The 22,993-nt window shown below is 44.2% G+C and carries 21 protein-coding genes; 15 read left to right on the top strand and 6 right to left on the bottom strand.

The features are described from left to right. Positions 1 to 38: 38 nt before the first annotated feature. Complete coding sequence (locus tag AC1DVJ_RS01280; protein ID WP_477588054.1) at positions 39 to 905, bottom strand: pentapeptide repeat-containing protein; 867 nt, start codon at positions 903 to 905, stop codon at positions 39 to 41. Between the two features lie 16 nt (positions 906 to 921). Then, on the bottom strand, positions 922 to 1,251 hold the full coding sequence (locus tag AC1DVJ_RS01275) for a PadR family transcriptional regulator (RefSeq protein ID WP_477587738.1): 330 nt from the start codon (positions 1,249 to 1,251) through the stop codon (positions 922 to 924). A gap of 173 nt (positions 1,252 to 1,424) precedes the next feature. On the opposite strand from AC1DVJ_RS01275, the gene AC1DVJ_RS01270 reads away from it, so the two are divergent. Next, a complete protein-coding gene (locus AC1DVJ_RS01270; RefSeq protein WP_477588052.1) occupies positions 1,425 to 3,251 on the top strand; it encodes an APC family permease in 1,827 nt (608 codons plus the stop codon). Between the two features lie 101 nt (positions 3,252 to 3,352). On the opposite strand, the gene AC1DVJ_RS01265 is transcribed toward AC1DVJ_RS01270, so the two are convergent. From AC1DVJ_RS01265 to AC1DVJ_RS01255, 3 genes are read right to left on the bottom strand one after another with little or no spacing between them, the layout of a single operon-like run. Beyond that, positions 3,353 to 4,582 carry a cation:proton antiporter gene (locus AC1DVJ_RS01265; RefSeq protein WP_477587736.1) on the bottom strand — a complete coding sequence of 410 codons (1,230 nt, stop codon included), beginning with the start codon at positions 4,580 to 4,582 and terminating at the stop codon, positions 3,353 to 3,355. Further along, a complete protein-coding gene (locus tag AC1DVJ_RS01260) occupies positions 4,582 to 5,241 on the bottom strand; it encodes a potassium channel family protein (RefSeq protein ID WP_477587735.1) in 660 nt (219 codons plus the stop codon). The genes AC1DVJ_RS01265 and AC1DVJ_RS01260 overlap by 1 nt, the downstream gene beginning before the upstream one ends. A gap of 13 nt (positions 5,242 to 5,254) precedes the next feature. Then, the gene (locus AC1DVJ_RS01255; RefSeq protein ID WP_477587734.1) at positions 5,255 to 6,607 is read right to left on the bottom strand and encodes a TrkH family potassium uptake protein; all 1,353 of its coding nucleotides are present in this window, start codon (positions 6,605 to 6,607) and stop codon (positions 5,255 to 5,257) included. A gap of 861 nt (positions 6,608 to 7,468) precedes the next feature. On the opposite strand from AC1DVJ_RS01255, the gene AC1DVJ_RS01250 reads away from it, so the two are divergent. From AC1DVJ_RS01250 to AC1DVJ_RS01210, 9 genes are all read left to right on the top strand, one after another. Further along, entirely contained in the window at positions 7,469 to 7,939 is a 471-nt protein-coding gene (locus tag AC1DVJ_RS01250) for a hypothetical protein (RefSeq protein ID WP_477587733.1), read from the top strand. A 197-nt stretch (positions 7,940 to 8,136) separates the two neighbouring features. Beyond that, positions 8,137 to 8,562, top strand: a complete 426-nt coding sequence (locus tag AC1DVJ_RS01245; RefSeq protein ID WP_477587732.1) for a hypothetical protein — start codon at positions 8,137 to 8,139, stop codon at positions 8,560 to 8,562. 117 nt (positions 8,563 to 8,679) lie between these two features. After that, positions 8,680 to 8,757, top strand: a complete 78-nt coding sequence (locus tag AC1DVJ_RS01240) for a potassium-transporting ATPase subunit F (RefSeq protein WP_477588051.1) — start codon at positions 8,680 to 8,682, stop codon at positions 8,755 to 8,757. A gap of 47 nt (positions 8,758 to 8,804) precedes the next feature. Further along, positions 8,805 to 10,475, top strand: a complete 1,671-nt coding sequence (gene kdpA, locus AC1DVJ_RS01235) for a potassium-transporting ATPase subunit KdpA (protein ID WP_477588049.1) — start codon at positions 8,805 to 8,807, stop codon at positions 10,473 to 10,475. 30 nt (positions 10,476 to 10,505) lie between these two features. Continuing rightward, on the top strand, positions 10,506 to 12,548 hold the full coding sequence (kdpB, locus tag AC1DVJ_RS01230; protein WP_477587730.1) for a potassium-transporting ATPase subunit KdpB: 2,043 nt from the start codon (positions 10,506 to 10,508) through the stop codon (positions 12,546 to 12,548). A 23-nt stretch (positions 12,549 to 12,571) separates the two neighbouring features. Continuing rightward, entirely contained in the window at positions 12,572 to 13,138 is a 567-nt protein-coding gene (gene kdpC / locus AC1DVJ_RS01225; protein WP_477587729.1) for a potassium-transporting ATPase subunit KdpC, read from the top strand. A 61-nt stretch (positions 13,139 to 13,199) separates the two neighbouring features. Beyond that, positions 13,200 to 15,503 carry a histidine kinase gene (locus AC1DVJ_RS01220; protein WP_477587727.1) on the top strand — a complete coding sequence of 768 codons (2,304 nt, stop codon included), beginning with the start codon at positions 13,200 to 13,202 and terminating at the stop codon, positions 15,501 to 15,503. A 4-nt stretch (positions 15,504 to 15,507) separates the two neighbouring features. Then, positions 15,508 to 17,064 carry a DUF4118 domain-containing protein gene (locus tag AC1DVJ_RS01215; RefSeq protein WP_477587725.1) on the top strand — a complete coding sequence of 519 codons (1,557 nt, stop codon included), beginning with the start codon at positions 15,508 to 15,510 and terminating at the stop codon, positions 17,062 to 17,064. Next, the gene (locus AC1DVJ_RS01210) at positions 17,030 to 17,728 is read left to right on the top strand and encodes a response regulator (protein WP_477587724.1); all 699 of its coding nucleotides are present in this window, start codon (positions 17,030 to 17,032) and stop codon (positions 17,726 to 17,728) included. Before AC1DVJ_RS01215 ends, AC1DVJ_RS01210 begins: the two co-directional genes overlap by 35 nt. A 69-nt stretch (positions 17,729 to 17,797) precedes the next feature. Here the strand turns inward: AC1DVJ_RS01210 and AC1DVJ_RS01205 are convergent, their stop codons facing one another. Next, positions 17,798 to 18,472, bottom strand: a complete 675-nt coding sequence (locus AC1DVJ_RS01205) for a hypothetical protein (protein WP_477587722.1) — start codon at positions 18,470 to 18,472, stop codon at positions 17,798 to 17,800. Between the two features lie 253 nt (positions 18,473 to 18,725). Between AC1DVJ_RS01205 and AC1DVJ_RS01200 the strand changes: the two genes are divergently transcribed. From AC1DVJ_RS01200 to AC1DVJ_RS01180, 5 genes are all read left to right on the top strand, one after another. Beyond that, positions 18,726 to 19,748: an HD-GYP domain-containing protein gene (locus AC1DVJ_RS01200; protein ID WP_477587721.1), complete on the top strand. Its 1,023-nt coding sequence runs from the start codon at positions 18,726 to 18,728 to the stop codon at positions 19,746 to 19,748. Further along, positions 19,745 to 20,041 carry a helix-turn-helix domain-containing protein gene (locus tag AC1DVJ_RS01195; RefSeq protein WP_477587719.1) on the top strand — a complete coding sequence of 99 codons (297 nt, stop codon included), beginning with the start codon at positions 19,745 to 19,747 and terminating at the stop codon, positions 20,039 to 20,041. The genes AC1DVJ_RS01200 and AC1DVJ_RS01195 overlap by 4 nt, the downstream gene beginning before the upstream one ends. 244 nt (positions 20,042 to 20,285) lie before the next feature. Continuing rightward, a complete protein-coding gene (locus AC1DVJ_RS01190) occupies positions 20,286 to 21,335 on the top strand; it encodes an LCP family protein (RefSeq protein WP_477587717.1) in 1,050 nt (349 codons plus the stop codon). Between the two features lie 246 nt (positions 21,336 to 21,581). Further along, positions 21,582 to 22,289, top strand: coding sequence for a YveK family protein (locus AC1DVJ_RS01185; protein ID WP_477587716.1), 708 nt, complete (start codon positions 21,582 to 21,584; stop codon positions 22,287 to 22,289). Next, the gene (locus AC1DVJ_RS01180) at positions 22,270 to 22,941 is read left to right on the top strand and encodes a CpsD/CapB family tyrosine-protein kinase (RefSeq protein WP_477587714.1); all 672 of its coding nucleotides are present in this window, start codon (positions 22,270 to 22,272) and stop codon (positions 22,939 to 22,941) included. The genes AC1DVJ_RS01185 and AC1DVJ_RS01180 overlap by 20 nt, the downstream gene beginning before the upstream one ends. Positions 22,942 to 22,993 lie beyond the last annotated feature (52 nt).

Genomic DNA, 22,993 nt, shown 5'->3' with positions numbered 1-22,993 from the left:
AGTTTTTCGCTAGAAAAACTGGCTTCGAAAGCATACGCTTATCGAACAGTAACTTTAGACAAATCGGCCCCCATGCCTTTAAGCGAAGCATAGGTCAGTTTATCCATGACTGCGTCGTCAAAGCAGATCGTTTTGATGGAACGGTAATACTTATTGGTTAACGAAAAATACGCTTGAAAAGACACATTCTTGAATGTAGCGCCCCTAAAAGAAACTTCGTTTACGCCCGATTTGTCAAACTTAACGCCGATAAAGGTTTGCCCTTCAAGACGGAGCCCGCTTAGGTCGGAGTATTCGAAGTCCACGCCGTCAAAGATACAACCTTCAAAGGTTGTTTTCCTAAGGTCGATCTTGCTTATCGTGACATCGGTTAGTTTTACACCAGTGAACTTGGCCCCATCCATCCCCGAAACACTGAAGTTGGTGCGTACAAGGGTCGATGCATTGAAGCTTACATTCGAGAGGTCAGTTGCAGTTAGGGTACAGTCCGTCAGATTTGCGCCGTCAAAATTAGCTTCACGTACGTCGCTGGCCTTAAACGTACTTCCAGTCAAGTCTGCACCTGCAAAGTCGGCGCCGCGTAACGCGCTAGCATTAAATTGACCTTTATGAGCCTTAACGCCTGCAAAGTCGCTCATTGCCAGGTTGCTTGCGCTAAAGTTTGTCACGACTTGCCGTTCCAGCGAGCGGGAGAGGTTGGCAACTTCCAGTATCGTTTGTTCGATGTCGCCGATGCTCTCAACGGTCATATGAAACGCGGTTTCATCGTCTTTGCCCTCGGCTTTGAGTTCACGATATCGCTCCTGCAAATCGGAGTGCAGGTCTGCCTTTAATTCAGTGACGCTTTTTACCCCATCGTATGGCGTGAAAACACCATTCAAATAGTTCGTCAATTTCTGATTCATCATAACAATCTCTCCTTTATAATAAGTTTTCTAGTACGCGCTTCGAATACTCCCAATTGCTTTTGTTGCGGGCATAAGCATCTTTGCCTTTTTCGGTAATCCTAAAATACTTTCGACGTCCGCCTTGAGATTCATCGCCCCAATACCACTCGATATCACCGTCAACCTCTAGCCTCCGGACACTGGAGTACATCGTGGCTTCCTTTAATTCATATTCGCCGCCCGAGCGCTCAGCAATCAATTTGACAATTTCGTAACCATAGCGGTCAGCTTCGGATAGAAGCCTTAAAATCATCGTGTCGGTATGTCCGCGCAGCAGGTCGGATGTAATTTTGTTATCGCTCATTTCATCACCTCGCATATTTATAATACGACACACTACTATGACTGTCAAGGTACTATTTCAAATAAAATACTTTGATTGTAAATAATCCAGAATAACGGTTTCCAATATATATAATTGTTTTTCAGAAAAGGGGCAAACTGAAACGAAGATATCACAGCTGGGTGGTGTACACATTGTTGTCTGATCTGAAGCGTTTGTTAATTGGTCAACCCTTGAAGTCCCACGAATTGGGCGAGCAGAAGCTTAACAAAAAGAAAGCCTTGGCGATTCTGTCTTCGGATGCACTTTCCTCGGTTGCTTACGGGCCTGAGCAAATTCTACTTGTCTTAATCACCATTAGTGCAGCTGCTTTCTGGTACACAATTCCAATCGCTGTAGGCGTTCTGTTTCTTTTAGTAGCCCTCATTTTGTCGTATAGACAAATTATTTTTGCTTATCCGCAAGGCGGAGGCGCTTATGTCGTCTCGAAGGAAAACCTCGGCATGAACGCCGGGTTGTTCGCGGGGGGTTCCCTATTGGTTGATTACATTTTAACCGTAGCGGTAAGTATATCAGCTGGAACCGATGCGGTGACGTCAGCCTTTCCAAGCTTGCATCGATACACAGTCCCTATAGCGCTAGCGCTCGTTTTGTTTATTACGATTCTCAATCTCCGCGGGATTACGGAGTCGGCCACTATCCTAGCGTATCCCGTATATTTGTTTGTGGTGGCACTGTTAATTCTCATTGGTGTTGGTTTGTACAAAATCGTTACTGGCCAAATCTCTGCCGATTTACATACGCCCTTGGGGACACCCATTACGGGAATATCACTATTCATATTGTTAAGAGCCTTCTCATCAGGCAGCTCGGCTTTAACTGGGGTTGAGGCGATCTCCAATGCGATTCCCAACTTTAAGACGCCTGCCCCGAATAATGCCTCCAAAACATTGATGGCCATGGGCTTGTTATTAGCCATTCTGTTCGCTGGCATTATTTACTTAGCGTATTACTACGGCATTGCCCCGCGGGAAAAGGAAACCGTCGTTTCTCAGATCGCGACCATGACATTTGGCAGAAATGTCATGTATTATATCGTCCAAGGTACAACGGCCATGATTCTTGTTCTTGCAGCGAATACCGGGTATTCTGCGTTTCCTTTGCTAGCGGTTAATCTGGCCAAAGATAAATTTATCGCCAAAATGTTTATGATGCGCGGCGACAGATTGGGCTATTCGAACGGGATAATTTTCCTAGCCGTCACTTCGATGCTGTTAATTATCGCCTTCAAAGGACAAACCGAGCAGCTCATCCCTCTCTATGCTGTGGGGGTGTTTATCCCCTTTACGCTAGCGCAGACAGGGATGTTGGTGAAATGGGTTCGTGAGAAGCCGCGAGGCTGGTTACTCAAGTTAACGGTCAATTTGATAGGGGCTTTCATGAGCTTCATCGTCATGATGATCTTCTTTATCACGAAGTTCGGACAAGTATGGAGTGTACTCATTTTCCTACCGCTTATTGTTTTTATTTTTCATCAAATTAAAAAGCACTACGATGCGATCGCTGAACAATTACGCCTATCTTCATGTGAACCCGCCATCCCGATTGAAGGAAATGTCATGATCGTGCCTGTTGCGGGCTTTACACATGTGGTGGAGAATTCGTTGAACTACGCCAAATCACTTTCCCCGGATCAGATTATTGCGGTATATGTGGCTTTTGAGCGAGATGATGAGAAGAAGTTTGAGGAGAAATGGAACAAGTGGCAGCCCGATGTGCGTTTAGTCACGTTGCATTCCCATTATCGGAGTATAGTTCATCCACTGACGAAATTTATTGATACGGTTGAACATAAAGCTACGGAATCCAATTTCCGGGTAACCGTCATCATCCCCCAGTTTATCCCTAAGAAAAACTGGCACAACATTCTCCACAATCAATCGAGTTTGCTCATACGAGCTTTCCTGTTGTATAAGCGGAATCTGATCGTTACGACCGTACCGTATCATTTGAAAAAATAACATTCATGCACAAAAAACGAAGATTTCCTGCGATCAATTATGGTGAAAATAGGAATTTATGTTAATGAGATTATTGATCGCAGAGGAAATAATGAAAAACCTTACCGTTCTGTAACTTCAAGTCCAAGTTTTCGAGCCACATAGGCTGTTGTACTCGCCTGGAATAAGATCGTAATCAGCACAGCCATGAAGGTAACACTTGCTATTAGCTCACTGTGTTGAACGCCCATACCTGCCACCATCCCGGACAAAGCCGCGGGAATTACACCTGTTTCACGCACCCAAAACATAAAAACAATTTCATTCCATTTCCACTTCGCTTTACGATCCGGTAACGTACAAAGTAACACCGTCAAAGGGCGAGCAATAAACATAAAAACAAAAATAACTCCCAAACTTGTCCAAAAGTGCTCGAAAATAACATTGAAGTTGACTTGACTGCCAAGAAGAATGAAAATCAGCATACGCATAATCACCGTAATATTTTCGGAAAAATGCTCCATTTCGTGTAGCTTATCATTCATATCCAACTTGAATGTGCCCGCATTTCCCCAAATGAGTCCCGCTGTAAAAGTCGCCATGAAGCCGCTGACTCCTATCAGTTCCCCGGCTATATAAGAACCCAATGAAGTTACTACCATTGCAATGGTAGCGTAATCTCTGAGGAAACCCAACTTCAAATGTGCGGTCACATATGTCATTACATAACCAATGGCACCACCAAGAAGAAGTCCACCCAGCGCCGTTTTCGCAAATTCAACGACACCGGATGTGAGGGATACGGCTTGGGTTCCCATAATGATCGCCAGCAATGAAAAAGTAAGAATCGAACCTGTCGCATCATTAAAGGCCGACTCACTCTCTACGGTTTCCCTAACTCTCGTACGAATTTTCACCTGCTTAAATACCGGAATGAGCGTAGCGGGATCTGTCGAACTGATAATAGCTCCCAACAATAGCGCATACATCCAAGGAAGATCCAAAAGCAGATGCGCGGTAATCGCAACGGCTACACAAGTAACGATAACACCTGGAATACTCAGTAAGCTCACAGTTATCCATACTTGGCGAAGACCTGATAGCCTGATATTGCGACCACCATCAAATAAAATAAGCGTAGAGCCAATGACTAAAATAAATTGATTCGTAAAAGATATGCTGGATTCATTAATCCAATGAAGGCCTTGTCCTATTAACATACCGGCAACTAGAAAGAATGCAACATCTGGCAGTTTCAGAGCTTGGGCCGTTTTACCGAAAAGCATCCCTAATCCAAAAATTAATACAAGAAGAATAATCACATGATCAATCAGGGCAGAAGTTGTATCCATTAGCCAATTACTTCCCTCTCGAACTCTTCAATATGATCATTCGTGCCGATGATGACCATAATATCTTGTTCATTAATAGTGTCTGTTGCGGTTGGGGCAATGATGACGCCCGATTTCTTGTTAATGGCTACGACGCTGCAGCCATATTTCGCACGCGGATCCAGCTCTTTCATCGTTAAACCACTGATCCGCTTGGATACAGAAAGCTCGGCAATCGTGTAATCTTTGGATATTTCAATGTAGTCGAGTAAATTCGGTGAAACAAGCTGGTGCGCCACACGGATACCCATGTCACGCTCCGGGTAAACGATCCGGTCTACGCCAAGTTTGTTTAATACTTTGCCATGCAAGTCGGAGAGTGCCTTCGCTACAACCTTCTTTACACCCAAATCTTTAAGCACAATCGCAGTTAAAATACTGGACTGAATATCATCCCCAATTGCGACGACTGCACAATCGAAATTGCGCAAGCCCAGAGACTTCAGTACTTCTTCATCCGTGGCATCGGCCGCGACGGTATGTGTAAGCACGGTACTCAACTCATTCACGATTTCTTCATCCTTATCAATCCCCAGCACTTCGTTTCCAAGCTTGATGAGTTCTTTAGAAATACTAGCACCGAATCTGCCTAAACCAATCACTGCATATTGATTCTTCATCTTTCCTTATCCCCTATCCTATGGTGATTTTACCCTCTGGGTATCTAAATAATTCTTTCTCTTGCTTCGGTTGTAAGGCGTACGCGAGTGTAATCGGGCCAAGACGTCCGGCGAACATCATCAGGCTGATTATAATTTTACCGAATGCCGTTAGTTCCGGGGTAAGTCCCATCGTCAAACCTACCGTACCAAAGGCGGATGTGACCTCGAATAAAATTTTGAGAAACTGCGCATCTTCCGTCGTCGTTAGGAGCATTGTGACAAAGATGACAAGAATCAATGCAATCATTGTCAACGTAATTGCTTTAAGGATGCGATCCTTAGCTAAACGGAAACGGAAAATCACAATATCTTCCTTTCCGCGGATCATCGTTACAATCGCACTAAGCAATATCGCAAAAGTCGTTGTTTTAATCCCTCCCGCCGTAGATCCAGGAGAACCGCCGATGAACATAAGAATAACAATGAAAAATTGAGATGCTTGCCGCATGGCGCCGAGATCAACAGTATTTGGTCCTGCTGTACGCGGTGCTACGGATTGAAAGAAGGAGGCGAGCACTTTTCCACCAAAATTGAGCGATCCTAGCGTTTTCATATTTGTATATTCAAAAATAAATATGACAACAGCGCCGAGTAGAATAAGAAGTCCGGTCATACTGAGCACAACCTTCGAGTGCAGGAGAAGTTTTCTAGTCTTTTTGTAATCCATTAAATCGGACATGACAATAAAACCAATGCCTCCGAGAACGATAAGCGCCATGACAACAAAATTCACAACGAAATCGTCAGCATACCCAGTAAAAGAAACGAAAGGTGCATCGATTGTGCCGAATAAATCAAACCCAGCATTATTAAACATCGATATCGCATGCCAGATTCCAAAGTATAGCGCCTTGGAAAACCCTAAATCGAATGTCCATCGAATCGTCAAAATGACGGCTGCTATAGCTTCAATACTAAGTGAGTAAATAATGACTTTGCGAATGAGCCGCACGATGCCTTCCATGGTGCTTTGATTAAGGGCTTCTTGCAGAACCAACCGCTCTTTGAGCGTGATCTTCTTACGAAACGCGAAAGCGATCAGCGTGGCCATCGTCATGAAACCTAAACCGCCAACTTGAATCAAAGTCACAATAACGATTTGGCCAAACATGGTGTACGCACTTCCTGTATCCACAACGACAAGCCCAGTCACACAAGTTGCCGAAGTCGCAGTAAATAACGCGTCGATGAATGGGATCGATTGCCCAGTAGCCGAGGCAAATGGAAGAGTCAACAGACCTGCCCCGATAAAGATGATAACAGCAAAACCAAGTACAAGAATTTGCGGCGGTGTTAATTGCCATATTTCCAACTTTTTCTTCATATTTCACCCCATAATATGGTTCCCACGTTTTCAGAAAGAAATTCTGTTTTCCAATTGATAGGAATTTTAAATCCATGGATTTCAATTAAAGGGGTACTTTATTGAAAACAAAAAGCCGGAGTTCCTAAATAATGGAAACTTCGGCATCTGGTAAACCTTTACTTCACAGTGGGCTACCTTTTTTCATTAAGTTTTCAATCTGATGCTCTTCATTCCAAGGTGTAGCCTGTTGTGTGATCTCGTACCTTTTTTTAGAAAACCAGTAACCAACAATAATGGGGGAAGGAAGTCATAACATTTCTCCTTCTGACTTTTGGTCGGTACAGCGGAACTGCCAAAGTCACTCTACTTGACGAACACCATCTCTGATATAGAATAATTGTAGGATTGAACCGTATAAAAAGGGGGTAAAGATTAGATAGCAAACGCATAAAAAAAGAATAAAAACGCAAATCCACTGATTTTCTCATAGCTATAGAACCATAGGCAGATGAAGACCAAATGGCAAAAACGGAAGTAAGTCGAAGCATTTATATCGAAAATGAATGTTCTTCCTATTTGGATCCGCTTTCATTTGTCGAATTAGCTAAAAAAACGAGATAGAGTCCCTCCATGGCGTTTTACAATCATGGCTATAAGGCGTAACATTCGTTTCAGCAACAACACATTGATGCAACACGCTGAGTAGGGCACTTCCAAGCCCGAATCCGACAGCTAACCTCGTAAGCGTATTGGGAGAGAACCACCTTCTTCTCGTGCCTTCACAGCGCATTATTCACGCTGCTCCGAAGCCCGAGAGTAGAGATTCTCTGCTCTTTGGCTTCTTTTTGTTGTTCACAAATGGAGGAGTGTGAATCTATTATGTATCCCGAACCTCTGACTCTGTTAAGAGAATCAGATGAATGTATCAAACTTATTAAGGAATGTAAGATAACCCGTATTGAATGTTTTCAATTCGATTGTGAATTATCAGATAAGCTGCTGCCTGGACACGGCACTGACTGTCATTGCGGTTTATTGACGATTTCAACGAATCTGGGTACATGCGGTTTAGGGCAATTTGAAATTCCATGCGGCAACCTGAAGGGAGATTTCATACAATGGGCGTCAGTTTTCCAGAAGCTCAAAGGTCTAACCCTTAAGGACGGTTTGCAATACGTTCATCAGAAACAAGAGGTATGGGGAGAAGTACGAACACATTTAATTGCATCTGCACTTAGGAATTTATCTGAAAAGCTAGGGAACTCATCAACTGCAAGTGAACATGAACTACCATGCCTATCTGATCGCACTTATTTATTTGAGCATTCTGGGGCGTATATCTCTTTCTAGGGGTTGACGCTTGATGTCAAATGAAAGAGCACCTCCGTCCACTTGACTTATGAGTGGGGGAGGTGCTTTTCAGCTTTGTTTTCAGCTTCAGCGGCACCGAATTTTTATACTTTTTTTATACGGATGCTATAGATTCTTTACCCCTTTTTTATACAGATCGGCGTTACAATATGTCAGGAAAGGGGGCGGTGATCGTCATGCAAAGTGATTTTTTGCTGATAGCTGCGCCGACCAAGGCAGGTGAAGACTTTATGAAACAGGCTAGGTTGGTTGGTCTGCCTATTGTCTCATTAACTAACAACAAGATGGAAAGAAATAAGCTAGAGAGGCAAGGAGTGAACCAAATTATTCAAGTGGATACGACGGATCCGGGGGCGTTGATCATTCCCGACTATCCGATTGGAAACGTCATACTGTTTGAGGAAAGTTTGCCGTTATGCTGTCGGTATATCCAGATATGCCGAAGTTGGACATCTAGACCCATTTATGTGATTACGCAAAGCGTAAATCCTAGATTGATTTATAAAGGGCTTGGCGCAGACTATGTCATTTATTCTACAAATGGTGATGTTAAGTTTCTACTTTCATCCCTGAAAACAAATAAAAACATAGGTTCTGTCTGATTTGAAGGAGGTGTGTCATGTACAACGATGTAACGATGATTTTATTATTTGCAGTGACCTTTCTAGGATTTTGGGGATTTGCAAAATATTGCGAAAAGGCGTAGAGGAGGCAATCTTATGATTATTATTGGACTCATTGCTTGTGCCATCATGGTTTATCTCGGTTTTGTACTAGTGAAACCAGAGAAATTTTAATTGTAGAATATGAGCTTATGTAAGCAGGGGGAGAACCTACTATGGGTATGGGATTGTTACAAGTAGTTATCACACTGGGTATTATCATGCTTTTGGTGAAGCCTGTGGGAAGTTACTTGGTAAAAGTATTTGGCTATGAAAAGAGTGGCCTTGATCGTGTTTTTGGTCCTTTCGAGCGTGTATCTTATCGGATTATGGGCGTTAAAGAAGACGAATCCATGGGTTGGAAAAAGTATTTAGGAGCTGTACTATTAGTCAACTTTGTTATGATGCTGCTCATTTATGCCGTATTTCGTCTTCAAAAATATCTGCCGCTTAACCCTGATGGTATAGGTAATATGCCTCCGACACTCGCTTTCAATACGGCAGTTTCCTTCATTACAAATACGAACTGGCAAGCTTATAGCGGTGAAAATACATTGTCGTATTTCTCTCAAATGGTGGGCATTACGTTTCCGATGTTTACATCTGCGGCAACCGGTTTTGCTATAGCCGTCGCTTTTACACGCGGTCTTGTTGGGCGCCAAGACAATCTGGGGAATTTTTATGTGGATATCACTAGAGCGATTACACGCGTATTCCTTCCGCTCAGCTTTATTGTTGCTTTAGTCTTAGTTTTTCAAGGAATTCCACAAACTTTGCTGGGTGCCGTACAAGCTACAACGATTGAAGGCGCACAGCAGACGATTACCCGTGGTTTAGTTGCATCTCTAGAATCGATTAAACATATTGGTACCAATGGTGGTGGTTGGTTCGGTACGAACGCTGCGCATCCTTTTGAAAATCCAACGCCTGTGTCGAACTTGATCCACATTATTTGTATGATGCTCCTGCCTACATCACTGGTGTACGCATTCGGACTCATGATCAAGAACAAGAAACAAGGCTGGACGATCTTTGCTGCTATGGGGATTATTTTCTTAGTCATGGTCGCTACGGTATTCTATTCCGAGTATAAAGGGATTACAGCAATTGATGCGATGGGTGTTCATAGCAATATGGAAGGTAAAGAGGTTCGATTCGGACCGTCCGAATCAGCCTTATTTACAGCCGTAACCACGGCTGCAACAACAGGCAGTGTGAACAATATGCATGAGTCACTTACACCGCTCGGAAGCATTGTACCTTTTGCAGAAATGATGTTGAACAATGTGTTCGGGGGTAAAGGGGTAGGTTTGTTAAACGGCTTGCTTTACTTGATCTTATCCGTTTTTATCTGCGGGTTAATGGTGGGACGTACGCCAGAGTTACTAGGTAAAAAGATTGAAGGTAAAGAGATTAAGTTAGCAGCCATCGCTATTCTGATCCATCCGCTTATCATTCTCGCACCGACAGCTTGGGCGCTGATTCGTCCTGAATCTATTCATTCCATAGCTAACCAGGGCACGCATGGTCTCTCTGAAGTGCTCTACGCCTTCACATCGGGTGCAGCCAATAATGGATCGGCCTTTGGTGGCCTGACCGCGAACACGAACTTCTACAACTTGGGCATTGGTATGGTTATGCTGTTTGGCCGTTACATTTCGATCATCGCAATGCTGGCCATTGCGGGTTCACTTGCAACGAAGCGTGTCGTTCCAGTTACGACTGGTACATTGCGGACAAATACACCCTTATTTATGGGGATTATGATCATGATTATTCTAGTCATTGGTGCTCTAACGTTCTTCCCGGCGCTGGCATTGGGGCCGATTGCTGAACACTTGGCGGCGCGTTAAGGATAGAAGTAATAGAGAGGAAGGATTTACATGGCTGCGGAACGTAAAAAAACATTAACAAAAGACATGGTACAGCAAGCAATCATCGATTCGTTCAAAAAATTAAATCCTTGGATGATGATCAAGAATCCAGTCATGTTTGTGGTTGAAATCGGCACGGTGATTACACTTCTGCTTTCATTTGCACCCGAGCTATTTGGTAGTTCAGAAGTAGGGCGGGGTTATAACATTGCGGTGTTCTTGATCTTATTGTTCACCTTGTTATTCGCTAACTTCGCTGAAGCGTTGGCGGAAGGCCGTGGTAAGGCTCAGGCCGATTCCCTGCGGAAGACGAAATCCGATACGATGGCTCGTCTGGTTCAAAAGGATGGCACTTATAAGCAAGTGTCTTCGACCTCGCTCCGTAAGGGAGATGTCGTTCGGATTGAAATCGGTGAGATTATTCCCTCAGACGGGGAAATCATTGAAGGATTAGCTTCGATTGATGAATCCGCCATTACAGGCGAATCCGCTCCCGTGATTAAAGAAGCTGGCGGAGACTTCTCCTCTGTGACAGGCGGTACCCGAGTTGCTTCTGACTATATCGTTGTCAAAGTGACCACCGATCCTGGCGAATCGTTCTTGGATCGCATGATCGCACTCGTTGAAGGTGCCAAACGGCAGAAAACACCGAACGAAATTGCGTTAACAACGCTGCTTGCAGTATTGACACTGATCTTCTTAATCGTCATTGTGACCATGGTTCCGATGGCATCGTATTTAAACGTGAAATTAGAAATTTCCACGTTGATTGCATTACTTGTCTGTCTAATTCCGACGACAATTGGCGGTCTCTTGTCCGCGATTGGTATCGCAGGTATGGACCGTGTGACCCAGTTTAACGTCCTAGCGATGTCAGGTAAAGCAGTTGAAGCTGCTGGCGATATCGACACCATGATACTGGATAAAACAGGGACGATTACGTTCGGTAATCGGATGGCTTCGGAGTTTGTACCTGTGAACGGCGTAGCTGCCAAAGATATTACCTTTACAGCGCTACAAGCCTCTGTGAAAGATGAGACACCTGAAGGACGATCTATCGTGGAGCTTGCGAATAAGCTTGGCGAGTCTTGGCAAGCAGATAGCTACGCAGGTGCAGAAGTAGTTGAGTTTTCTGCTGAGACACGTATGTCTGGGCTTGATTTAGCAGGCGGCGTGAAAATCCGTAAAGGTGCGGTAGATGCGATCAAAAAATATGTAGCTGCGCTTGGCGGCAAAATCCCTGCTGACTTAGAAACGATAACGAACAGAATCGCGAAAGCCGGAGGCACTCCTTTGGCCGTTGCGATTAACGAGCGGATCTATGGCGTTATTTACCTCAAGGACACGGTAAAACCGGGCTTGAAGGAACGTTTTGCGGAACTACGCGCAATGGGCATCAAAACCGTGATGTGTACAGGGGATAACCCACTGACAGCGGCAACGATTGCACTTGAGGCTGGCGTTGATGAGTTTATTGCAGAGGCGAAACCAGAAGATAAAATTGCTGCGATCAAGAAAGAGCAGCAAGAAGGCAAACTCGTTGCCATGACAGGCGACGGAACAAATGATGCTCCTGCGCTTGCTCAAGCTGACGTAGGACTTGCGATGAATTCAGGAACGATGGCTGCGAAAGAAGCTGCCAACATGATCGATCTAGATTCCGATCCGACCAAGCTGCTTTCTGTAATTTCCATTGGTAAACAATTGTTAATCACTCGCGGAGCTTTGACGACGTTTTCGATCGCCAACGACATTGCCAAATACTTCGCCATCATTCCTGCGATGTTTATTCTAGCCATGCCGCAGCTGCAGGCCTTGAATATTATGAATCTGGCGTCACCAGAATCGGCTATTTTATCAGCGCTCATTTTCAATGCCATCATCATCCCGCTATTGATTCCTATTGCGATGAAGGGTGTTAAGTACAGGGCGATGTCGGCTGATAAATTGTTATCACGTAATATTTTGATATACGGTCTCGGCGGTGTCGTTGTGCCATTCATCGGGATTAAAATCATTGATATGGTGCTTCACGGATTAAACATCGTGTAAAAGAGAAACGAGGAGATAGCGTTATGAAATCGGTTATTACTGCTGTGCGTGTGTCGTTATTGTTCATGATCGTCTGTGGACTCATTTATCCACTTGCTACGACAGGTGTGGCTCAAGTTTTATTTCCCAAACAAGCAAATGGCAGTCTCATAGAATCAAGCGGTACGGTTATTGGATCGGAATCACTGGCTCAAAGCTTTGAGTCACCAAAGCTTTTCCATCCAAGGGCTTCTGCAGCCAGATATGATCCTACAGCATCATCAGGCTCCAATACAGTCGTAGCTTCCAGCGATTATGCAGCGGCAATGTCAGAGAAAATTGATGCTTTAAAGAGCGAGAATCCGGGATTAACGGATATTCCGGCTGACTTGGTAACAGTATCTGGCTCAGGATTCGATCCAGATTTGTCTCCAGAAGGAGCGAAAGCTCAAGTTCCAAGAATTAGTAAAGAAACAGGTATTTCCGAGGGCAAACTCAATGACCTCGTTGACCAGCTGTCCAAAACGCGGCAGCTCGGGATTTTCGGTGAGCCTAGGGTCAATGTGACTGAATTGAATATGGAACTGCTAAAGCAAGTGAAATTGAAATAGCAGGCAACCACTCTCCGCATTGGGAGAGTGGTTTCTATCCATTTTAGGGGGCAGGATAGAATTGGAACATTTTAAAAGAAAAACACCAGAAGAAATTCTGTTATCCATCTCTAAGTTGCACCGCGGCAGTTTGAAAATTTATATCGGTGCCGTCAGCGGATCCGGTAAAACGTATCATATGCTACGGGAAGGACACAACCTTAAGCAGCAAGGGATCGATGTGGTCATTTGTGCGGTATCAACGCTTCAAAGACCGGAAACCGTGGAACAATTGGGGGATCTGGAAAGGGTACCGAGTATTCATTGGATGAATGACGGCGTGGAACAAAAGGATCTGAACTTGGATGCTTTGCTCGAAAGAAATCCGGAGGTTGTCCTCGTAGACGGGCTAGCCCACCTTAATCGAACGGACGCACTTTTTCCAACAAGACTGGATGATATTAAATATTTGCTCTCACACGATATTAGCGTTATAACCACGGTGAATGTCTATGAACTAGAAGGGGCGATGGAGGTTGCCCATAAACTCACGGGTATTGAGGTGGGGTACTGCGTTCCCTCTGATACGTTAGAATTAGCTGATGAAGTTCGATTAATTGACGCGACGCCGGAAACGATCTTAAATCGACTGGAAGAGGGTCATTTAAAGGGGAATAAGGATACAGCCTTATTTAAAAGAGGCAATTTAGGTGTGCTGAGAGAGCTAGCTCTCCGCCTCGTTGCAGAAGATGTTAACGATTCGCTCGAAGCACATCGCGAACGAATGGGTTTTCAGGGTCCATCGGGGGCGACGGAGCGCATACTGGTTACGACCCAATACCACTGGAATGGTTCCATTTATGTGCGCCGTGGACAACAGATCGCGAAGCGGTTGAATGGTGATCTTCATGTGGTAACGCTGCGGGCGATGGGCAAAACACTCACCAAAGAAGCGGCTGCTTTTCGTAGGTCAATTATGAAGCTAGTGGAGAAAGTAGGCGGTAAATTTGAAGAGCTGCCACTTTCCTATCGCCGCTGTATCCCGCAAATATTAGTGGACTATGCCAACGCACATCATGTCACACGTATTGTATTAGGTCATTCCAAACAAACCAGATGGCAAACATTTTTCCAAGGCTCTGTCATCAATGGTCTATTAAAACGAGCAAAAAACGTCGATGTATTCCTGGTAGCCGATCGCGCCTCTCATGAGGGGGAGCGCATTCTGCCTGCCCATATGCATATACCTAAGGAGCCTTATAAATATAAACGTCTGAGCAAGCTAGAAGTGGAGGCGAAAATCGAAAAAATCAGACGCGGTAGATTCAAGGTTTACATTGGAGCTGCGCCTGGTGTCGGTAAAACGTACACGATGCTGCGGGAAGGCAATGATCTCCTCAAAAAGGGGATCGACGTGAAAATTGGTCTGCTCGAAACGCATGGAAGAAAAGAGACGACCCAGCAGATTGGCGAACTCAATATCTTGCCGCGGGCAGACATCCAATATCAAGGTATTAAGTTGAAAGAGATGGATACAGAAGAGATTATTCGTCTGCGACCCGAAGTGGTGTTGGTTGATGAATTGGCGCATTCGAATGTACCTACAAGTAAAAATAAAAAACGGTACGAAGATGTCCTGGATATTTTGGAAGCGGGTATATCCGTGATCGCAACGGTTAACGTCCAACACTTGGAGAGTTTAAATGATGCCGTGGAACATATCACAGGTATCCGGGTTCGTGAAACCGTTCCAGATAGTATTCTTCGTACAGCAGATGAAGTTCAGTTAATTGACGTTTCACCTCAAGCCTTACAGCATCGTATGAGAGACGGCAAGATTTATGCGATGGTCAAAGTAGAACAGGCGTTGAATAATTTTTTTAAAACAGGGAATTTAATTGCTTTACGAGAACTAGCACTGCGTGAAATTGCGGATGACGTCGATGAACGATTGGAATCTATGGAGCGCAAAAGTTCACTGCGTGGTCCGTGGCGACGCAAAGAAGTCATTTACGTGTGCGTCACGGAAATCTCGCATGCCGATCGCTTAATCCGGCGAGGGTTTCGCATTGCGCACCGCCTTAAAGCAGCTTGGCATGTAAGCTTTATTGCGGCTAGGCATACGGATGACGAGTGGAAGCCAAAGCTAGAGGCGCTAGAGAAGCTGACTATTCGCTTGGGAGGCGAATTTTCCTATCAAGAGGCAGTGAATCGTAAGCAAATCCCACGCGTTTTTGCAGCTAAAGCAAGTGAAGCAGGAGCCACGCAAATGATCGTTTGGAAAGACGCTATCGTCAAGAAGCTTTTGCCGTATGCAAACACAATGGATGTGCTCATTGTAGCCGATTATGACTCGTGGCAAACTTCGAGAAATAGGGTAAAATAAGCCTATGGAAACTCAAAAAAATTGGAAATCGTATGGTGTGGCTGCTCTTTTTATCGTCCTGTTGACGCTTTTCCTAAAAGGTTTTGACTTTTTCTTTGATCTAGTCAATATCTCGCTGCTCTACTTATTTCCTGTCCTGTATAGTGCTGTTCGATGGGGGAGGGGGCCTTCTTTTTTTGCCGCGGGATTAGGTGTTTTGGCTTTTGATTTCTTCTTTGTTCCTCCTCAGCTCAGTCTTACGGTTGCTGATTTGCGTTATGTCCTAACCTTTATTGTGTTTTTGTGTGTGGCTGGCCTTACATCAAACCTTGCTTCTAAGCTTCGGAGTCAGTTCCATCAAGCGCAGCAGAAAGAAGCGAATACTGCTGCTCTATATGCGCTGAGTCGCAAGATTACAGCGATTTCTGACCTCGATGTATTGCTGGAACAGATTGTTCAGCACATTTCTGATACGCTTGATGCTAAGGTAGCTATCATTTTACCAAACAAGGAGGGTGAACAGCAGGTAGAAGCGTATTCGAAGGATGGTGGGGAGTGGGCCGGCGAGGAAGCCCACCTAACTATCGCCGGATGGGTGAATAGTAACAATACAATTGCGGGGCGAGGGACAAGAACATTGCGTGGAGCATCGGACCTGCATGTCCCCTTAGCTACAGACCAGCAGGTACATGGTGTGCTCGCTGTACAAGTTAGCGATAGATTAATGTCCGATATGCCTGAGCTTATTCGGATCATCGAAGCGCTCTCGGATCTTGTGGCCGTTGCGATATCTCGTGTGAAGCTCGCGAACGAAGCGAAGCTGGCGCAATTGACCGCGGAGTCGGAGAAGCTGCGGACCGCGCTGCTGGACTCGCTTTCCCACGAATTGCGAACACCCTTGGCAACCATCATTGGTTCAGTAACCGGACTTCTGGAAGGGGAGAACGTCTTTAGTCATGAAGATCGACGAGAGCTGCTGATGACGATTCGTGAGGGTTCCACACGGATGAATAGACTCGTTGGGAATTTGCTCGGCATGGTTCGGATTGAAAGCGGCATGTTACGCTTAAATAAGCAATGGTGTGGGATCGAGGATGTTGTGGGTGTTGCCTTAACGCAGCTGAAGGATTCTCTGCAGAATCGAGTAGTGAGCATCGATCTGGATCAGGATCTTCCATCCGTACCGCTGGATGAAGTTCTCATTGAACAAGTGTTGATAAATGTAATCAGTAATGCCATCAAGTATTCGCCTGAAGGAAGCACAATCCTTATCCATGGGGAGGCGATGGGCGGAATGCTTAGGCTGACTATTACGGATGAAGGGGAGGGCATTATTCCTGCCGATCGGGAGCGAGTATTCGAGAAATTCTATCGCGGAAATCGTACGAAGCATATCCCAGGCACTGGACTCGGACTCGCTATTTGTAAAAGCATCGTGGAAGCGCACGGCGGTTCGATTACCGCAAATGCGAGGCGAGACGGCAAGCAAGGCAGTGCTATTCAAATAAGCTTGCCTATAGAATTCGCTAAGAGGGACGGAGAGAACCATGACAACCACAGGGGCGAAGATTTTAGTCATTGATGATGAAGCACAAATACGCAAATTACTGCGGGTTACCTTAACCGCACATGGCTTTGAGACGGCTGAAGCAGCAACAGGAGAAGAAGGCCTGCTTCAGGCCACGATGGTCCGGCCAGATCTGATCGTACTAGATTTGGGGCTGCCCGATATGACCGGCATGGAGGTACTTGATGGTATTCGTGAATGGTCGCATGTTCCGATCATCATCTTAACTGCACAGGATCAAGAGGCTGAAAAAGTCGCCGCCTTAGATCGCGGTGCAGACGACTACGTGACGAAGCCATTTGGCATGGGTGAATTCATGGCCCGTATGCGCGTTGCCCTTCGGCATATCGCCAAAGCACCTGATGAGCCTGTGCTGAAGCTCGGGCAGCTTGTCATTGATTTAGCGAAACGCAGTGTAGAGCTCCAGGGTGAGAAGGTGAAGCTAACGCCAACTGAGTATGATTTACTCAAAGTGCTCGGTGTTAATGCAGGACGTGTCATGACACATAAACAGCTGCTCAAACAAGTGTGGGGCGGCCAGCAGTATGAATCTGACAGCCAGTACCTTCGGGTGTATGTTGGACATTTGAGGAAGAAGATAGAGATAGATCCGACGAGGCCTCAGTATATTTTGACAGAGCCGGGTATCGGGTATCGGTTTGCTTGGCAAGAGAATTGAAGTCTAAAAGCGCAAAAAAGCTTACAACTCCACTTTGACGTGGGGTTGTAAGCTTTTTGGTATGAGGAATTAACAAGTAAACGAGTCGATAAAGCGCAAATCGATGCCAAAGAACATCCATGAGAATCCGGTCCAACGGAATCCAGAAACCGATGTCCGTCCAACGAACACTGGAAAATACCAGTATTGTTGTCCGTTACTTTGCCATATATACGTGAATCTGAACAAGCAGCGAGAGATGCCCCCAGGATCTACGGCGTATACACCTGGCGCTTTAAGCGGCTTTTGCGGTGTGTGAGATGGTGGCGCAGAAGTTGGCGGTTGATATCCGCCAGGACCTTGCCCTGGACCACCTGGTCCTGGCATTCCTGGGAAGCCACCTGGTCCACCTGGGAAACCGCCTGGTCCACCTGGCATACCTGGGAATCCGCCTGGTCCACCTGGCATACCTGGGAAGCCGCCCGGTCCACCAGGCATACCTGGGAAGCCGCCAGTTCCTGGGAAGCCAGGCATCATGCCGCCAGTTCCTGGGAAGCCAGGCATACCGAAACCACCAAGACCACCCAAGCCGCGTGGATCATAGGCAGGCACCCATCCATAATATTGTGGTACTGGATAGCCGTAAGAGTATGGCGTATTTTGCGGATAATAGGCAGTTGGGTAGTCCGAGTCCGTTGCCGCGCTTTGTGAAATCTCATTTTCAAGCTCTACGTCGCGCAGTTCTTGTTTTTTGTTCGAAGCCATTCGTGAAGTCCTCCTTAGGTAAAAGCGGATAGTCGATACTTACTATATGCAGAGGAATAGACGGATGTCACGGATAGCAATTAACAAAAGTAAAAGGATCATTAGACCTATTAGTCATGGCATCCTAAGTTTAACTGGTAAATTTAACCTAGACGCAATGTCGAAATATAGGTTAAATATCCCATGTATATGAAGTAATATGTCGTATATAATTGAAAATGGAACGATTTTGAAATTATTGGAGCGGGATTTCTTGAGCGACCTACTGGGCAAAAGATTAAGATATGATGTGACAACAAGCTATGGGCTAGTCTTAGTCCCCATTCATACCGTTCTCAATAAAGAGCACTTGGATTTATTTAAGCAGCATCGCATTGATACGATGGATATCGTAACGACTAGCATGCCTGATCGCCAGCTTGAAACAGAACCCTCTCAAGATGCGAATCGTCTTGTTCAAAAAGCGACAGAATATGCCAAAGATTTATTTGAACGAATTCAGACACATAAGAAAATACCGTTGCTTGAGATCAAGCATGAATTAATTCCCATCGTTCAACAGGCTGCTGAGAACCCTGATTTATTTCAATTGTTTCAAGCTGTCAAAGCCAAAAACGAGTACACCCATCAACATAATATCGGTGTGGGTATCCTATCAACACTCATTGGTAAATGGATGGAATTAGCCGATACAGACGTCGCTCTATTATCTTTAGCAGCTACTATGCATGACGTGGGTAAAATCAAGGTTTCCCAAGAGATACTGATGAAGCCTGACAAATTAACGACAGCAGAGTACGAAGAAATTAAAAAGCACACCATTCTTGGATATAATATGCTGCGTGAAACTGTGGGCATTAACTATCGTGTAGCTCTGGTTGCCCTGCAGCATCATGAACGAGCAGATGGCACTGGATATCCCTTGCAGCTGCAAGATAGTCAAATGGACAAAATGAGCAGAATCGTCGCTGTTGCGGATGTGTTCCATGCGATGTCATCCAAACGTCCCTATCACGATATGATGCCTTTTCACGAGGTTGTTAGTCGCATGCGGAAAGGCTTTTTCGGAGAATTAGATCCACATATTGTATCTGTTTTTTTACAAAATATCATTTGCAATTTAGTAGGCAGACAAGTACTTCTCACCGATGGTCGCTGGGGCGAAGTCGTCTACATTAATCCAACGGATGATACGAATCCACTTGTGAAAATCGAAAATTCCTTTCTTGATCTCAGTCGAGAAAGACACATACATATAAAGGAAGTTGTCATATGAAGCCAATGATCTCAGATAATCCAGATGTTTTACTTCAATTTTATTCCAGTTATGGACTAACCCAACGTGAAACCGAAATTCTTTCGTTATTAGCGACATATGGGTACACGAACAAGGAAATTGCCGAAAATTGCTGTATTAGTGAGAAAACAGTGAAAATTCATCTTGCCAATATAATGGGTAAAATTGGAATTGGCTCCATGCGTAAGCTGCTTGCTTTGCTGTTGCAGCAAGCTTTATTGGTTTCTAGACTAGGTACGAGTGAATCATCGCGCGTTGCGTCGATGGGATGAGAAAGATATAAGGAAAGATAAGATGAAGGGCTTCTAAACATAGGAGGCCTTTTTTTTATTTTAAAAATGTCGAAAATACGCGAGTAGAATGTTTGTACATCCTATTGACAAAATACACTTTGTATCATAAATTAGATACAAAGTGTATCAAAGCAAAGGGCATATTTTCTTGTCATTGATACATGAAGTGTGTAAATTATGATACATTTTGTATCTAAAATGATAATCTAAAGGATGTGTCACGATGAAGCGTTGGGTAATGTACTCAGCAGGCTCCATCCTCCTAGGATTGGTCACTGCTGGTGGTTACATATATTTGAAATATGAACCTAATCATCATTTTAAACAAATGGAAGTACCTGTTTTGAGTAGACCGGCCGTTTCCATGGAAACAGCCTTACAACCAATGGAGATAAGTCCAGAGAAAGAAGCAGTTAAAGAACAAATTCAAGAACAAGTTAAAGAACAAACGAACACTCAGGTTACATCTACAGAAACGAAAGGTATGAAATCATTTAATGTGTTGATTCTCGGCGTTGATGCCAGAGAGGAAGAGATATCGAGATCAGATGTCATGATGGTTATGCATGTAATACCATCACAAAGAAAGGTTAATCTTGTATCTATCCCTAGAGATACGCGTGTCATGATTAATGGTGTCGGTTTAACAAAAATTAACCATGCCCATATTCTTGGTGAATCCAAGGGAGGTAATCAAGAAGGGACACAGGCTGCGTTACAGGCAGCGAGTGATTTTTTGCAAATACCGATTAATTATTATATGAAAACTGATTTTAAGGGATTTGAAGATTTTATTGATACCATCGGTGGTGTAGACGTTGAGGTAGGGAACGATATTATCTTGTATGATGATAATGGGGGTACTCTTGCAAAAGGAGTACAGCATATTAATGGTAAACTCGCATTGAGGTTGGCTAGAGAAAGGTATTCACGCCCAAATGGCGACTTTGGTCGACAGGAGGAGCAATCCAATATTCTCAGAAGCGTGGCGAAAGAAATACTAAAACCTGAACATATCGGAGAAATTGCTAATTTAATAATAAAAGTAAAAAAGGACGTTTTGGATACAAACTTTAAAGATGGCGATTTGATTAGCTTGGCCTGGTTATTTAAGGGAATCACGGAAGAGGATTTTAATTATAGGCAAATCCCTGGGAATAGCGGTACTGAGATGGACCCGTTGGTAGGAATGAACTTATACTATTGGATCCCAGATATGGATGAGGTTAGAGTGCTAAGCAATACATTTTTGAAAGATACCGAGCATCACTAGGCGAAGTCGGATTCATAAGTGTATGACAAATACAATGGAAATTCACTAAAAGCGGATGTTCCTCACATAAATGAAGAATCTGCTTTTTTTGGCTTTCTATTTTAGCCATTTTCCGGATACATTTTGGAACTAAAATTAAAGAATAATGTATTGACATGATACAAAAAGTATCTTAAAGTAAGAACATAAAAGAAGATACAAATAGTATCAAGAGTTCGATTTGCAGACAAGTCAAGGAGGGCAATTATGGAGATTAATTTGAAGGAATATTTCTTGCTCATAAAAAAGCGTTGGTGGCTTATTGTACTCATTGTTAGTGTATGTACAATCCTCACAGCTAACTACTCGCGCTCGAATTATGTGCCAATCTATCAAGCTTCGACTAAATTAATGGTAACTGGCGTTAATATATCGCTTATAAATACATATAAAGAAATTATTAAAACCCCAGCGATTATGGACAAAGTCATTCAACAATACCCAGATTTACACGTGACCACCGATCAACTGATTTCAATCGTCGACGTTACTAATTTGAGTGGAACGCAAGTTATGACGGTTGTGGTAACGCAGTTGTCACACGAACGAGCTGTACAAATTGTTAACGCTGTCTCCGATGTTATTAAGTCAGAAATTCCCAATATTATGAAGGTTGATAACATTATAATCCTGAATCGAGCCAAGACCCTGGAAAATCCTACACCGATTAATCAGATATCCAATAAATATACTATTCTTAGTTTTGTTGGTTCATTAGCAGTTACAATTGGTATCATTCTGCTGCTTGATGCTTTAGACGATACATTGAAAACGGACGACGATATTCGTGAAATTTTCGAACAAGCTCCACTAGCTTACATACCGAAGATGAAGAGCAGGATGCTTTACGTGAAGCGAAAAAGAAATGTGAAAAATAGGGAAGAGGAATTAGCCTATGCCAAGACCATCTACTAATACTAGCCAAGCGGTTATGAAGCGCATCCTCACTAACTCCCCGGCATTAGAAGCGTACCGTTCGCTTCGATTTAATATTGAATGTTCTGAATTTGGCCGCGATGCAAAGACGATAACCATTACGTCATCCAGTCGTGGCGAAGGGAAAACGACGACAGCGGTTCATCTCGCTGTGGCATATGCGCAGATAGGCAAAAAAGTGCTGCTGCTGGATGCGGATTTACGCAACCCCTCCATTCACTTTGTTTTTGAAATGGAGAATATATGCGGGTTGACAAATTACCTCGAAGGAAAGGCTACGCGGCATGAAATTATTAAAGAGTCAATTGTTGATCATCTCTCCTTTATTTCAGCAGGGCCGCTAACTCAGAATCCATCGGGCCTGTTAGCATCCCAGTGCATGGATACACTGTTGGCAGAGCTCAGCGCGGAATATGATGTGATCATCGTAGACACACCTTCCTTGCTAACGATTTCGGATGCCAAAATTATGGCGACCAAATGTGATGGTGTGCTTCTGATTATCGAGTATGGCCAATTAAAGAGTAACGTTGCTAAAAAAGTTAAGGAAGAGCTTATGTTAGCCAATGCGAAGCTGATCGGTGTTGTCCTCAACGAAGTGAAGAATCATCTAGCCAATGCTTATCGCTAGGATTTATTTTGATAAATCGAGTATGGGAAAACTGCTGCCACTGCTCTGAAAA

Source organism: Paenibacillus sp. P4_A9, assembly GCF_056402415.1.
This window is presented reverse-complemented; position numbering and strand designations above follow the sequence as displayed.

Excerpts from the sequence above, each read along its gene's own strand:
- AC1DVJ_RS01280 (WP_477588054.1), bottom strand. The coding sequence starts at position 905 with ATGAATCAGAAATTGACGAACTATTTGAATGGTGTTTTCACGCCATAC.
- AC1DVJ_RS01275 (WP_477587738.1), bottom strand. The coding sequence starts at position 1,251 with ATGAGCGATAACAAAATTACATCCGACCTGCTGCGCGGACATACCGAC.
- AC1DVJ_RS01265 (WP_477587736.1), bottom strand. The coding sequence starts at position 4,582 with ATGGATACAACTTCTGCCCTGATTGATCATGTGATTATTCTTCTTGTA.
- AC1DVJ_RS01260 (WP_477587735.1), bottom strand. The coding sequence starts at position 5,241 with ATGAAGAATCAATATGCAGTGATTGGTTTAGGCAGATTCGGTGCTAGT.
- AC1DVJ_RS01255 (WP_477587734.1), bottom strand. The coding sequence starts at position 6,607 with ATGAAGAAAAAGTTGGAAATATGGCAATTAACACCGCCGCAAATTCTT.
- AC1DVJ_RS01250 (WP_477587733.1), top strand. The coding sequence starts at position 7,469 with ATGTATCCCGAACCTCTGACTCTGTTAAGAGAATCAGATGAATGTATC.
- AC1DVJ_RS01245 (WP_477587732.1), top strand. The coding sequence starts at position 8,137 with ATGCAAAGTGATTTTTTGCTGATAGCTGCGCCGACCAAGGCAGGTGAA.
- AC1DVJ_RS01240 (WP_477588051.1), top strand. The coding sequence starts at position 8,680 with ATGATTATTATTGGACTCATTGCTTGTGCCATCATGGTTTATCTCGGT.
- kdpA (WP_477588049.1), top strand. The coding sequence starts at position 8,805 with ATGGGATTGTTACAAGTAGTTATCACACTGGGTATTATCATGCTTTTG.
- kdpB (WP_477587730.1), top strand. The coding sequence starts at position 10,506 with ATGGCTGCGGAACGTAAAAAAACATTAACAAAAGACATGGTACAGCAA.
- kdpC (WP_477587729.1), top strand. The coding sequence starts at position 12,572 with ATGAAATCGGTTATTACTGCTGTGCGTGTGTCGTTATTGTTCATGATC.
- AC1DVJ_RS01215 (WP_477587725.1), top strand. The coding sequence starts at position 15,508 with ATGGAAACTCAAAAAAATTGGAAATCGTATGGTGTGGCTGCTCTTTTT.
- AC1DVJ_RS01210 (WP_477587724.1), top strand. The coding sequence starts at position 17,030 with ATGACAACCACAGGGGCGAAGATTTTAGTCATTGATGATGAAGCACAA.
- AC1DVJ_RS01205 (WP_477587722.1), bottom strand. The coding sequence starts at position 18,472 with ATGGCTTCGAACAAAAAACAAGAACTGCGCGACGTAGAGCTTGAAAAT.
- AC1DVJ_RS01195 (WP_477587719.1), top strand. The coding sequence starts at position 19,745 with ATGAAGCCAATGATCTCAGATAATCCAGATGTTTTACTTCAATTTTAT.
- AC1DVJ_RS01190 (WP_477587717.1), top strand. The coding sequence starts at position 20,286 with ATGAAGCGTTGGGTAATGTACTCAGCAGGCTCCATCCTCCTAGGATTG.
- AC1DVJ_RS01185 (WP_477587716.1), top strand. The coding sequence starts at position 21,582 with ATGGAGATTAATTTGAAGGAATATTTCTTGCTCATAAAAAAGCGTTGG.
- AC1DVJ_RS01180 (WP_477587714.1), top strand. The coding sequence starts at position 22,270 with ATGCCAAGACCATCTACTAATACTAGCCAAGCGGTTATGAAGCGCATC.